General features: G+C 56.8%; 11 protein-coding genes. 3 read left to right on the top strand and 8 right to left on the bottom strand.

Annotated features, from left to right (window positions below; all coding sequences use genetic code 11):
• Positions 1-12 precede the first annotated feature (12 nt).
• The 8 genes from rseP to rpsB form a co-directional block, all read right to left on the bottom strand.
• The gene (gene rseP / locus K3169_RS08065; RefSeq protein ID WP_263270923.1) at positions 13-1,365 is read right to left on the bottom strand and encodes a sigma E protease regulator RseP; all 1,353 of its coding nucleotides are present in this window, start codon (positions 1,363-1,365) and stop codon (positions 13-15) included.
• 60 nt (positions 1,366-1,425) lie between these two features.
• A complete protein-coding gene (gene ispC / locus K3169_RS08060) occupies positions 1,426-2,616 on the bottom strand; it encodes a 1-deoxy-D-xylulose-5-phosphate reductoisomerase (protein ID WP_027898806.1) in 1,191 nt (396 codons plus the stop codon).
• Positions 2,613-3,428: a phosphatidate cytidylyltransferase gene (locus K3169_RS08055; RefSeq protein WP_263270920.1), complete on the bottom strand. Its 816-nt coding sequence runs from the start codon at positions 3,426-3,428 to the stop codon at positions 2,613-2,615. The genes ispC and K3169_RS08055 overlap by 4 nt, the downstream gene beginning before the upstream one ends.
• Positions 3,428-4,183 carry a polyprenyl diphosphate synthase gene (gene uppS / locus K3169_RS08050; protein WP_027898808.1) on the bottom strand — a complete coding sequence of 252 codons (756 nt, stop codon included), beginning with the start codon at positions 4,181-4,183 and terminating at the stop codon, positions 3,428-3,430. The genes K3169_RS08055 and uppS overlap by 1 nt, the downstream gene beginning before the upstream one ends.
• Before the next feature lie 16 nt (positions 4,184-4,199).
• Positions 4,200-4,757, bottom strand: coding sequence for a ribosome recycling factor (gene frr / locus K3169_RS08045; RefSeq protein ID WP_231675612.1), 558 nt, complete (start codon positions 4,755-4,757; stop codon positions 4,200-4,202).
• The gene (gene pyrH / locus K3169_RS08040) at positions 4,754-5,497 is read right to left on the bottom strand and encodes a UMP kinase (protein WP_027898810.1); all 744 of its coding nucleotides are present in this window, start codon (positions 5,495-5,497) and stop codon (positions 4,754-4,756) included. The genes frr and pyrH overlap by 4 nt, the downstream gene beginning before the upstream one ends.
• A gap of 207 nt (positions 5,498-5,704) precedes the next feature.
• Entirely contained in the window at positions 5,705-6,574 is an 870-nt protein-coding gene (gene tsf / locus K3169_RS08035; RefSeq protein ID WP_027898811.1) for a translation elongation factor Ts, read from the bottom strand.
• Between the two features lie 190 nt (positions 6,575-6,764).
• Positions 6,765-7,505 carry a 30S ribosomal protein S2 gene (gene rpsB, locus K3169_RS08030; RefSeq protein ID WP_027898812.1) on the bottom strand — a complete coding sequence of 247 codons (741 nt, stop codon included), beginning with the start codon at positions 7,503-7,505 and terminating at the stop codon, positions 6,765-6,767.
• Between the two features lie 1,086 nt (positions 7,506-8,591).
• Between rpsB and map the strand changes: the two genes are divergently transcribed.
• The 3 genes from map (at position 8,592) to dapC (ending at position 13,382) form a co-directional block, all read left to right on the top strand.
• Positions 8,592-9,374 (top strand): type I methionyl aminopeptidase, encoded by a 783-nt coding sequence (gene map, locus K3169_RS08025; protein WP_099267693.1) that lies wholly within the window; start codon positions 8,592-8,594, stop codon positions 9,372-9,374.
• A gap of 41 nt (positions 9,375-9,415) precedes the next feature.
• Positions 9,416-12,112 (top strand): [protein-PII] uridylyltransferase, encoded by a 2,697-nt coding sequence (locus tag K3169_RS08020; protein WP_231677718.1) that lies wholly within the window; start codon positions 9,416-9,418, stop codon positions 12,110-12,112.
• A 76-nt stretch (positions 12,113-12,188) separates the two neighbouring features.
• Positions 12,189-13,382 (top strand): succinyldiaminopimelate transaminase, encoded by a 1,194-nt coding sequence (dapC, locus tag K3169_RS08015; RefSeq protein WP_099267712.1) that lies wholly within the window; start codon positions 12,189-12,191, stop codon positions 13,380-13,382.
• Positions 13,383-13,513 lie beyond the last annotated feature (131 nt).

Raw genomic sequence — 13,513 nt, 5'->3', positions numbered from 1 at the left:
CAAAGCTAAGCTTTACAGTCGACCCAGATCGTTGACCAGTGCGAGCAACATAACGCCCACCACCAGACTGATACCAATCTGAATCCCCCAACCTTGAACCCTTTCTGAAAGGGGGCGACCACGTGCCCACTCAATCAGATAGAACAACAGATGCCCCCCGTCCAGCACTGGAATAGGCAGTAAATTCAGGACTCCCAGGCTTATGCTCAGATAAGCGAGGAAATTCAGGAAATCACCTATGCCCGACTGGGCCGAAGCGCCCGCCACTTTAGCAATGGTTATCGGTCCACTCAAGTTTTTTACCGAGAGCTCGCCGAACAACATTTTCCTGAGTGAATCGAGCGTCAATACGCTCATCGTCCACGTACGGCTGGCGCCCACGGCCACAGCGGCCAGTGGACCATAACTGACTTCGCGCAGCATCTCCGGAGGCCAGTCGATACCTTTGACGCCAGCCCCCAGATAACCGCTCGAAGCCTCGCCTTCACCACGCGCCGCGAGTGTCAGCGGCACATCAAGTTGTGCACCTTCACGCTCAACACGCAGGGAAATTTTCGCATCAGGGCGCTCGCGCACCCAATCAACCACTTGCTGCCACTCTTCTACCGGACGACCATCCAGAGCAACCAGCCTGTCACCGGTTTTCAGCCCAGCTGCCTGAGCAGGACCTTTCGGATCCAGCTCGGCCAGAACCGGCGGCAGTGCCGGACGCCATGGACGAATGCCCAGCGACTTGATCGGGTCAGGCTCTTCAGCCCCCTTCAGCCAGTTATCCAGCGCCAGACTGTGAGCGGTATCGACCGTCGCGTCAGGCTCGCGCACTTTGAGAGCGACCGTACCGCTTTCACCCAGCCGGCGCACCAGCTGCAGATTCACAGCTGACCAGCCTGCAGTCGCCTCGCCATCAACAGAAACAATTTCCTGACCGGCACTCAGCCCTGCCTGTTGCGCAATACTGCCAGCCTCGACTGCACCGATAACCGGGCGTACCTGCTGGGTGCCCAGCATGGCCAGGATCCAGAAAAAGACAATTGCCAGAAGAAAGTTCGCAATCGGGCCAGCGCTGACGATGGCAATGCGCTGATAAACCGACTTGCGATTGAACGACTGATCAGCCAGCTCGGGAGGGACGTCACCTTCACGCTCATCGAGCATTTTTACGTAGCCACCCAACGGGATGGCTGCGATTACGAATTCGGTGCCCTGCCGATCATGCCAGCGAACAAGTGGTGTGCCGAAGCCGACCGAAAAGCGTAAAACCTTGACGCCACAACGCCGTGCGACCCAGAAGTGGCCGTATTCGTGAAAGGTAACCAGCACACCCAGCGCAACCAGGGTGCCGACAATCATATAGAGCGCGCTCATCAACTTTCTCCGGGTACCGTCTGGGTCAAGCCCCGAGCCAGTACCGTCTAGCGTCTGCGATTAACGCCCGTTGCGACTGAGCCATTGCTCGGCCAGAACGCGCGCTTTTGAATCCGCACTGAATACAGCTTCCAGATCAGGAAGCGGCACAACGGGTTCAAGATTCAAAACATCGTCGATCATACCCGCGATTTCCGGATAACGGATGCGCCGATCGAGAAATGCAGCTACAGCTACTTCGTTTACTGCGTTCAGCGTGGCCGGGGCGCTGTTGCCAGCCTCGGCAGCTTGCCGCGCCAGACGCAGACACGGGAAGCGCTGTTCGTCAGGTGCCTGAAAGTCCAGACGTGCGATGCTGAACAGGTCCAGAGGTGCCACACCTGAATCAATACGCTGCGGCCAGGCCAGCGCATGAGCAATCGGCGTACGCATGTCCGGATTGCCCAATTGGGCAAGCACCGACCCATCCACATAGTCGACCATCGAATGAATGACGCTCTGCGGATGAATCACCACTTCAATCTGATCCGGCCGTGCATCGAATAGCCAGCAAGCCTCAATAAGCTCGAGACCTTTGTTGATCATGCTGGCAGAGTCCACTGAAATCTTGCGCCCCATCGACCAGTTGGGATGAGCGCAGGCTTGCTCAGGAGATACATCGTTCAATTCGCTCAACGGCGTCTCGCGAAACGGCCCGCCCGACGCAGTCAGCAAAATGCGTCGCACCCCAACCGGCGCCAGCCCGCGCGCGTAATCAAGCGGCAGACACTGGAAAATCGCGTTGTGTTCGCTATCGATAGGCAGCAGAACCGCGCCACTTTGACGAACCGCCTGCATAAACAGAGCGCCAGACATGACCAGCGCTTCCTTGTTCGCCAGCAGAATTTTCTTGCCTGCCTCGACAGCCGCCAAGGTAGGCCGCAGTCCAGCAGCTCCGACAATCGCGGCCAGCACGGTATCAACCTGCGGGTGGGCGGCAACTTCACAAAGCCCCCTCTCCCCTACCAGCACTCGGGTATCAAGACCTGCTGCGGCCAGATCGTCCTGCAATTTGCGCGCAGACTCCTGGGTCGGCAGCACAGCAAAGCGCGGCGTGTGCTTGATGCACAGTGCCAACAACTCGCTCTGCCGGGTAAAGCCAGTCAACGCAAATACCTGATAGAGATCAGGATGACGAGCAATGACGTCCAGCGTACTCAAACCGACCGAGCCGGTAGCGCCTAAAACGGTAACCTGTTGAGGACGACTCACAGCACGCCCCAATCAGCAGCCCACAGGAGCACTGCAAAAACCGGAATAGCAGCCGTCAGACTGTCGATACGATCAAGCACTCCGCCATGGCCCGGCAGCAGATTGCTGCTGTCCTTGATACCGGACTGGCGCTTGAACATGCTTTCAGTCAGATCACCCACCACAGAAATGAACACGACAATCGCGGCGCCCAGCAAGCCAAACACGAACTGTGAAGCGGACCAGTCGCGAACAACACCGACAACGACAGTGATCAGCAGGCAAGTGAGCAAACCACCGTATACACCTTCCCAACTCTTGCCTGGGCTGACTTTCGGCGCCAGCTTGCGCTTGCCAAAAGCCTTGCCAGAGAAATAGGCACCGATATCCGCCCCCCAGACCAGCACCATGACCGACAGAATCAACCAGTTACCCAGCGGCCATTGCTTGATCAGTACCAGCCCCTGCCATGCAGGCAGCAGGATCACCAGACCGATAGCCAACTTGCAGATCGCACTGGACCAGTGCCGACTGGATTCCGGGTAGGTCAGTACCAGCCAGGTTGCCAGCACCCACCATATAACTGCTGCTATCAGAATCCAGGGAGCAAGCCCCGGCATGAGATAGAGAAGAAACGATAGCGCCGCCACAGCTGCGGCATAAGCGATGCGCGCTGACTGAGCAGGGAAACCGGCGAGACGCGCCCATTCCCACGCACCAAGGGTTACCACCACGCCGATGAACAGAGCGAAGCTGGCCCCGGAAAGCAGGAAAAATCCGCAAAGCGCAATCGGCAGCAGAATAAGTGCAGTGATAATCCGTTGTTTGAGCATTAAACCCGGGCTCCAGCTTCGATCTGCTCGCTCGTTTTACCGAAGCGACGCTGACGCGAAGCGAAATCGGCCAGCGCAGCGCGCATGGCATCGTGTTTGAAGTCCGGCCAGAACAGGTCGGAGAAGTACAGCTCGGCATACGCAAGCTGCCAAAGCAGGAAATTACTGATGCGGTGTTCGCCACCCGTACGAATACACAAATCCGGCAACGGCAAATCACCGGTCGCCAGGCAGGTTTGCAGCAATTCAGGCGTAATGTCATCCGGACGCAGATGCCCTGCCTGCACTTCGCGCGCGAGTCGCTGTGCAGCCTGGGCAATGTCCCACTGACCACCATAGTTGGCGGCGATCTGCAGGACAAACCGATCGTTTCCGGCAGTGCGGTTTTCAGCTTCTCGCATGGCCGCTTGAAGCTCGGGATGAAAACGGGATCGATCACCAATGATGCGCAAACTGATCTCGTTTTCGTTCAGGCGCTTGGTTTCACGGCGTAAGGCCGTGAAAAAAAGCTCCATCAACGCCCCGACTTCTTCGGCTGGCCGCTGCCAGTTTTCACTGGAAAACGCAAAAAGTGTGAGCACCTCGACCTTGGCCTCAGCACACACCTCAATGACCGCGCGAACCGCATCCACGCCCGCTTTATGCCCGGCAACACCGGGCAACAGGCGCTTCTTCGCCCAGCGGTTATTACCATCCATGATGATCGCGACATGACGCGGCACCGATGACGGCGCGGTCGATTTTGTCTTTTCCATGAAAGCGCCCCGAACCTTATACGGCCATCAGGTCTGCTTCTTTTGCCTTGGTGGCCGAATCGATGTCAGCCTCTGCCTTGTCGGTCAGTTTCTGGATATCTGCAGCGGCACGACGCTCTTCGTCTTCGCTGATTTCTTTGTCCTTGACCAGTTTCTTCAGATCACTCAATGCATCACGGCGGATATTACGCACCGCGACACGAGCATCTTCAGCCGCACTGCGGGCCTGCTTGGTGAAGCCCTTACGAGTCTCTTCGGTCAACGCTGGCATGGAAATCAGCAGCAACTCACCGAGGTTAGTCGGATTAAGGTTCAAACCAGCGCTCTGGATTGCCTTGTCGACAGCCGCCAGCATGTTGCGCTCAAAGGCAACGACCTGAAGGGTGCGGGAGTCTTTGACAGTCACGTTGGCAACGCCACTCAAAGGGGTGTCAGCGCCGTAGTAAGGCACCATCACACTGCCCAGAATGCTCGGGTGAGCCTTGCCGGTACGAATCTGGCCAAATGCATGGCTCAAGGATTCCAGGGATTTCTGCATGCGCTCTTGAGCGTCTTTCTTGATTTCGTTGATCATTGTGCGCCTTCCTCGATCAGGGTTCCTTCAGCGCCGCCATGTACGATGTTCAGCAGGGCGCCGGGCTTGTTCATATTAAAAACACGGAGTGGCATCTTGTGATCGCGGCACAGACAGATTGCCGTCAGATCCATCACGCCCAGCTTGCGATCCAGGACTTCATCGTAAGTCAGATGATCGAACTTCTCTGCATGCGGGTCTTTGAATGGGTCTGCGGTGTACACACCATCCACTTTCGTTGCCTTGAGGACAACGTCAGCGTCGATTTCGATGGCCCGCAAGCAAGCAGCCGAATCGGTGGTGAAGAACGGATTGCCAGTACCTGCCGCGAAAATCACGACTTCTTTTGAACTCAGGTGACGCATGGCTTTGCGGCGATCGTAATGATCGGTCACACCAACCATCGAAATGGCAGACATCACGATGGCAGAAATGTTGGCGCGCTCCAGCGCATCACGCATTGCCAGGGCATTCATCACAGTGGCCAGCATGCCCATGTGATCGCCCGTGACACGGTCCATTCCAGCAGCACTGAGTGCGGCACCACGGAACAGGTTGCCACCGCCGATAACCAGTCCGACCTGGACACCTATGCCAACCAGTTGGCCGACTTCAAGCGCCATGCGATCCAGTACTTTTGGATCGATTCCGAACTCTTCGGAGCCCATCAGGGCCTCGCCGCTAAGCTTGAGTAGAATGCGTTTATAGCGAGCCTGATAACCACTGCCCTGCTGAGCCATTGCGAATCTCTCCTGCGGCGTTTTCTGAAAAAAATCTGTGCGGGCACTTTAAGCCTGCGCTAACTCTAGCTTGACGCTGCGACAGCGTCAGAAGAATGCAGCCTTGTAAGCCACTTCCCCAAGGAAAACAAACACCTTTTCCTTTTTGACAAAGAGGCTGCGCGCGTAAGCGGGCAGCCTCTTGGGTACGACAGTCAGTGAACCGTCTTACTTCTTGCTTGCAGCTACTTGCGCAGCGACTTCTTCAGCGAAGTTGTCGACTGGCTTGTCGATGCCTTCGCCCACTTTGAAGTAGGTGAAGGAAACGATTTCAGCACCGGCTTTCTTGGCCAGCTCGCCAACCTTGACTTCCGGGTTCTTGACGAAAGCCTGCTCAACAAGGCTGGCTTCAGCCAGGAACTTGGTGATACGACCGGCAACCATTTTCTCAACGATTTCGGCTGGCTTGCCTTTGATCTTGTCTTCGTTCAGTTGCAGGAAGACGCCCTTCTCGCGCTCGATCGCTTCGGCAGAAACTTCCGAAGGCAGCAGGAACTCAGGGTTGCTGGCCGCTACGTGCATAGCAATATCTTTGGCCAGCTCAGCGTCGCCGCCTTTCAGAACAACGACAACACCAATCTTGTTGCCGTGCAGGTAAGCGTTGACCACGTCACCTTCGATGCTCGCCAGACGACGGATGTTCACGTTCTCGCCAACTTTGGCAACCAGAGCAGTACGCTCGACTTCCTGAGCCTCGATCAGCGGAGCTGCGTCGGTCAGTTTGTCAGCGAACGCTTTTTCCAGACTGCTGGTGACGAAGTTCTTGAAGTCGTCTTGCAGGGCCAGGAAGTCGGTCTGGGAGTTGACTTCGATGATGGTAGCGCGCTTGCCATCTTCAGCAACCTTGACAGCGATAGCACCTTCAGCAGCGACGTTGCCTGCTTTCTTGGCAGCCTTGATAGCGCCCGAAGCACGCATGTCATCAATGGCTTTTTCGATGTCGCCGCCAGCCTTGGTCAAGGCCTTTTTGCAATCCATCATGCCTTCGCCGGTGCGCTCGCGCAGTTCTTTAACCAACGCTGCAGTAATCTCTGCCATTTCAAAATCCTCTTGGACAGGTCTTTAACCATTCCACCCGCCTGAACGGGCGTTCAAATTCTTGAAACCCATGGTGGCATGCCGCACATGACAAGAAAGTCATGACAACGCCAACACATGGTTCTCGAGGTGGCAAAAAGGGGGCCAAGCCCCCTTTTTGCGTACTGAGTAAACGCTAGGCGTTAATTACTCAGCCTTCAACTGCAGCTGCTGGAGCTTCTTCGACGAAAACGTCGGTGCCGCCAGCAACGTTGTTGCGACCGCGGATTACAGCATCAGCCATCGAACCCATGTACAGCTGGATAGCGCGGATTGCGTCATCGTTGCCTGGGATGATGTAGTCAACGCCTTCCGGGCTGCTGTTGGTATCGACTACGCCGATAACCGGGATGCCCAGCTTGTTGGCTTCGGTGATCGCGATGCGCTCGTGATCAACGTCGATAACGAACAGTGCGTCTGGCAGACCGCCCATGTCCTTGATACCACCCAGGCTACGATCCAGCTTTTCCAGATCGCGAGTGCGCATCAGCGCCTCTTTCTTGGTCAGCTTGGCGAAAGTACCGTCTTCAGCCTGGATTTCAAGGTCACGCAGACGCTTGATGGACTGACGGATGGTTTTGAAGTTGGTCAGCATGCCGCCCAACCAGCGGTGATCGACGTACGGCGAACCGCAACGTGCTGCTTCTTCAGCAACGATCTTGCCAGCGGAACGCTTGGTGCCGACGAACAGAATCTTGTTTTTGCCCGAAGCCAGCTTCTCAACGAAAGACAGAGCTTCGTTGAACATAGGCAGGGTTTTTTCAAGGTTGATAATGTGAATCTTGTTACGCGCGCCGAAAATGTATTTACCCATTTTCGGGTTCCAGTAACGGGTCTGGTGACCGAAGTGCACACCGGCCTTCAGCATATCGCGCATGTTGACTTGGGACATGATAGTTCCTTGATAAGTCGGGTTAGGCCTCCACGTATCCCAATGACCAACCAGCGGCTTCGAGCCGAAGGCACCCAGGTCATCGTGTCGACACGTGTGTGGGTTAGTGCTTGCGGGGCTTACCCCGGAAAGCGGCGCATTTTATACCATAGAAGTCCGGATAACGGAAACCCAATTACGTGCAGGTTGCACGATGCTTTTATTGCCTTCTCGGAGGCAGCGGTAATAGGGAGGTGATTTTTGTGTGTATATCCGTTTCCGCGTTAACGACTTCTATTGGTTGCGCTTTTACAGCGCCTCACTTTTGAAAGCGCAAAAGTAAGCAAAACGCTCTTGCCCCACCACTCGGCACCTCGCTGTCGCTCGGTGTACCCGCCCGCAGATCCTGAACCGTGGGCCGCCGCAATGGGCCATCCATGGCCCGGTGCGGCTAACCCGGCATCCTTGCCGGGTTGCCCACGGTTCAGAATCTGCGTTCGGCCAGCGTGGTTTAACGGGGCGCCCAAGATCAAAATCAAGAGCTCGGCGGCCTGAAAGCCGACCTGGTTGTGTGAGCTTCCCGATCTCCTGTAGGAGCTGCCGAAGGCTGCGAAGCGGTGTGTCAGACAACGAATGCGTTGACCTTGCTGGCGTCTCGCGAACAAGTTCGCTCCTACCGGTCCGAGGCGCTATCGCCGTTTTCATTCTACTTTTGATTTTGATCTTAGGCGCCCCGTTAAACCACGCCGGCCGGAATTCGACATTGCTGCGTGGGGCAAACCGGCAGGGATGCCGGTTTAGCCGCCTCAGGCCATGGATGGCCGGTGGCGGCGGCCCCACGCAGCAATGTCGGATTACGGGCATGCCGAGCGACAGCGAGGCACCAAGTGGTGGGGCAAGAGCGTTTTGCTTACTTTTGCGCTGTTCAAAAGTGAGGCGCTGTAAAAGCGCAACCTATAGCAGCCTTCACCCCACCAACGGATATACACACAAAACTAAAAGCCCCAGCACCCTATATAAGGAAGCAACAATCCCCCACCTGCGACGGTCTGCTAGAATCGCCGTTTTCCGTATTAGCCGCGCCCCCTGTGCGCCGAGAGAGTTCGTATGACCGTCACCATCAAAACCCCCGAAGACATCGAAAAAATGCGCATTGCCGGTCGTCTGGCTGCCGATGTCCTGGAAATGATCGGTGCTTACGTCAAGCCTGGCGTCACCACTGAAGAGCTGGACCGCATCTGCCACGATTACATCGTCAACGAGCAGAAAGCTATACCGGCTCCGCTGAATTACAAAGGCTTCCCCAAGTCGATCTGCACCTCGATCAACCACGTTGTGTGCCATGGCATCCCGAATGAAAAGCCATTGAAAAATGGCGACGTTCTGAACATCGACGTCACCGTTATCAAAGACGGCTACCACGGCGATACCAGCAAGATGTTTCACGTAGGCAAAGTCCCTGAGTGGGCCGAGCGCCTGTCGAAAATCACTCAGGAATGCCTGTATAAAGGCATCGAAGTTGTCCGCCCTGGCGCAACATTGGGTGATATCGGCGAAGTCATCCAGAAACACGCTGAAAAGAGCGGCTTCTCCGTAGTTCGCGAATATTGCGGCCACGGCATTGGCAAGGTGTTCCATGAAGAGCCGCAAGTCGTGCATTACGGCAAGGCTGGCGAAGGCATGGCACTGGTAGAAGGCATGACCTTCACCATCGAGCCAATGATCAATCAGGGCCGTGCCGAAACCCGCCTGCTGGGTGACGGCTGGACTGCGATCACCAAGGACCGCAAGCTGTCAGCACAGTGGGAGCACACCATTCTGGTGACCGCTGAGGGCTATGAAATTTTTACCCTGCGCAGCGACGACACCATCGCCCGCACATCAGCCTGATCACAACGCTCGCTTGATCTAGATAAAAGGAAAGCAGTTCCATGCCGCAGGTGGATCCCGATTTGTTCGACCGTGGTCAGTTCCAGGCCGAACTGGCGTTGAAGGCGAGTCCGATTGCCGCGTTCAAGAAAGCCATCCGCAACGCGCGGGAGGTGCTCGATGCGCGCTTCAAGGCTGGCCGTGATATTCGACGCCTGATCGAAGATCGCGCCTGGTTTGTGGACAACATCCTGCAACAGGCATGGGACCATTTCGACTGGAGCGAGGAAGCCGATATCGCTCTACTGGCCGTCGGCGGTTATGGCCGTGGTGAATTGCATCCTTATTCGGACATCGATCTGCTGATCTTGCTGGACAGTGCTGACCACGAAGTTTTCCGCGAGCCCATTGAGCGCTTTCTTACGTTGCTTTGGGACATCGGCCTTGAAGTAGGCCAAAGCGTGCGCTCGGTGGATGAATGCGCAACTGAGGGTCGTGCCGACCTGACGGTGATCACTAACCTGATGGAAAGCCGCACTATCGCCGGACCTGAACGCCTGCGCCAGCGCATGCTGGAAGTCACCAGCCCGAAACAGATGTGGCCCAGCAAAGAGTTTTTCCTGGCCAAGCGTGCCGAGCAGAAAACCCGGCATCACAAGTACAACGACACCGAATACAACCTTGAGCCTAACGTTAAAGGCTCGCCCGGTGGCCTGCGCGATATCCAGACCATTCTATGGGTCGCCCGCCGCCAGTACGGCACGTTGAATCTCCACGCACTGGCGGGCGAAGGCTTTTTGCTGGAGAGCGAAAACAACCTGCTCGCCTCCTCCCAGGACTTCCTCTGGAAAGTGCGTTACGCGCTGCACATGCTGGCTGGCCGCTCTGAAGATCGCCTGCTGTTCGACCATCAGAGCAGCATCGCCAATCTGCTGGGTTATCAGGACAATGACGCCAAGCTGGCCATCGAACGCTTCATGCAGAAGTACTACAGGGTGGTGATGAGCATCGCGCAACTCAGTGATCTGATCATCCAGCATTTCGAAGAGGTCATCCTGACCGACGACGAAGGCGCGATTACTCAACCGCTCAACTCACGCTTTCAGGTACACGACGGTTATATCGAGGCGACCCACGCCAACGTCTTCAAACGTACGCCGTTTGCCATGATCGAGATTTTTGTGCTGATGGCCCAGCACCCGGAAATCAAAGGTGTGCGCGCCGACACCATTCGGCTGCTGCGCGAACACCGGCACTTGATCAACGACGATTTCCGTAACGATATTCGCAACACCAGCCTGTTCATCGAACTATTCAAGTGTGAGCTGGGCATTCATCGCAACCTGCGCCGAATGAACCGTTACGGGATTCTCGGGCTTTATTTGCCGGAGTTTGGCCATATCGTCGGGCAGATGCAGCATGACCTGTTCCACATCTATACGGTTGATGCGCACACGCTGAATCTGATCAAACACCTGCGCAAGCTTCAATACACGCAGGTGTCGGAGAAATTCCCGCTGGCCAGCAAGGTCATGGGCAGGTTGCCGAAGCCGGAGTTGATCTACCTCGCCGGTCTTTATCACGATATCGGCAAGGGCCGCGGTGGCGACCACTCGGAACTCGGTGCCGTTGATGCTGAGGCCTTTGGCATTCGTCATCAGTTGCCGACATGGGATACGCGCCTCATCGTCTGGCTGGTCAGCCACCACTTGGTGATGTCCACGACGGCCCAGCGCAAGGACTTGTCCGATCCGCAGGTGATCCACGATTTCGCCCAGTTCGTGGGGGATGAAATCCACCTGGACTATCTCTACGTGCTGACCGTTGCCGACATTAATGCCACGAACCCGACGCTGTGGAACTCATGGCGGGCAAGCCTGTTGCGCCAGCTGTACACCGAAACCAAGCGCGCCCTCAAGCGCGGCCTGGAAAACCCGGTGGACCGCGAAGAACAGATACGCCGCACACAAACTGCGGCGCTGGACATCCTGGTTCGCAACGGCACCGATCCGGACGATGTCGAGCAGCTCTGGTCACAACTGGGCGACGATTACTTCCTGCGCCACACCGCTGGCGATGTGGCCTGGCACAGCGATGCGATATTGCAGCAGCCTTCAGATGGCGGCTCACTGGTCCTGATCAAGGAAACCACCCAGCGCGAGTTTGAAGGCGGTACCCAGATATTCATTTATGCCCCCGACCAGCATGACTTCTTCGCAGTGACCGTGGCGGCGATGGACCAGTTGAACCTGAACATTCATGACGCCCGAGTCATCACCTCAAGTAGCAAGTTCACCCTCGACACCTACATCGTGCTGGACAACGACGGCGGCTCGATCGGCAATAACCCTGAACGCATCAAGCAGATTCGCGAAGGCCTGACCGAAGCATTGCGTAACCCTGACGACTACCCGACGATCATCAAACGTCGCGTACCGCGCCAGCTCAAGCATTTCGCCTTTGCGCCTCAGGTAACGATCCACAACGATGCCCAGCGTCCGGTGACCATTCTGGAGCTGTCAGCACCGGATCGCCCCGGCCTGCTGGCGCGGATCGGCAAGATATTTCTGGAGTTCGACCTGTCGCTGCAAAACGCCAAGATCGCCACGCTGGGCGAGCGAGTGGAAGACGTGTTCTTCATCACCGATGCCAACAACCAGCCGTTGTCCGATCCGCAGCTATGCAGTCAGCTGCAGGACGCCATCGTCGAGCAACTGAACGTCAATCACGAGCCCGGCGAATTGCGCATCAGCATCTGAGTCAACCTGACGCTGTTCAATGAATCGACTTATGGCGCTCAGCCACTTGAGCGCCCTGCTTCTGGAAGCCAGCCCCATGAATAACGCGATGCAACTGCTCCAGCCCTACCCTTTCGAAAAGCTTCGTGCCCTGCTCGGCAGCGTGACGCCAAACCCCGACAAGCGCCCGGTTGCGCTGTCCATCGGCGAACCCAAGCATCGCTCGCCGGACTTCGTCGCCAAAGCCATGACCGACAACCTGGACCAGATGGCCGTCTATCCAACAACACTGGGCATACCGGCGTTGCGCGAAGCCATTACCGGCTGGTGCGAGCGGCGCTTTGGCGTGCCGAGTGGCTGGCTGGACCCGGCGCGTAACGTGTTGCCAGTCAATGGCACCCGCGAAGCACTGTTTGCCTTCACCCAGACCGTGGTCAACCGTGGCGACGACGCGCTGGTTATCAGCCCGAACCCGTTCTATCAAATCTACGAAGGCGCAGCGTTTCTGGCAGGTGCAAAGCCGCACTACTTGCCGTGCCTGGCTGAGAACGGCTTCAACCCTGACTTTGACGCAGTGTCGGCCGATACCTGGAAGCGCTGTCAGATTCTGTTCCTGTGCTCTCCGGGCAACCCGACCGGCGCGCTGATCCCGGTAGAAACCCTGAAGAAGCTGATCGCACTGGCAGACGAACACGACTTCGTGATCGCCGCCGACGAGTGCTACAGCGAGCTGTACTTCGACGAACAAACCCCGCCTGCCGGCCTGCTCAGCGCCTGCGTGGAGCTGGGTCGCCAGGATTTTAAACGTTGCGTGGTTTTCCACAGCCTGTCCAAGCGTTCCAACCTGCCGGGCCTGCGTTCCGGTTTCGTGGCAGGCGACGCAGATATCCTCAAAGCGTTCCTGCTCTATCGCACCTACCACGGCTGCGCGATGCCGGTACAAACCCAGTTGGCCAGCATTGCGGCCTGGAATGATGAAGAACACGTGCGCGCCAACCGTGATCTATATCGCGAGAAATTTGATGCAGTGCTGGAGATTCTTGCACCAGTGATGGATGTGCAGCGTCCCGACGGTGGCTTCTACCTGTGGCCAAGCGTTGGCGGCGACGACGCAGAATTCTGCCGCGATCTGTTCGTTGATCAACATGTGACCGTGGTGCCGGGCTCCTATCTGTCCCGCGAAGTGGACGGTTTCAACCCGGGTGCTGGACGCGTGCGCCTGGCACTGGTTGCGCCGCTGGCCGAATGCATTGAAGCGGCAGAACGAATTCGCGACTTTATCAACAAGTGATGCGTATTCCCCACGGCATGCAATGTGCCGTGGGGTGCTGATAACACAAACACTGTGCCCCCTCCCCTCAGTAGGAGCTGCCGAAGGCTGCGAAGCATTTCTCCTGAAACACCGCGATCGCAGCCTTCGGC

Source organism: Pseudomonas phytophila, assembly GCF_025643095.1.
Taxonomy (GTDB): Bacteria; Pseudomonadota; Gammaproteobacteria; order Pseudomonadales; family Pseudomonadaceae; genus Aquipseudomonas; species Aquipseudomonas quasicaspiana.
The sequence above is the reverse complement of the archived record's forward strand: the minus strand, read 5'-3'. Positions and strand labels throughout refer to the sequence as shown.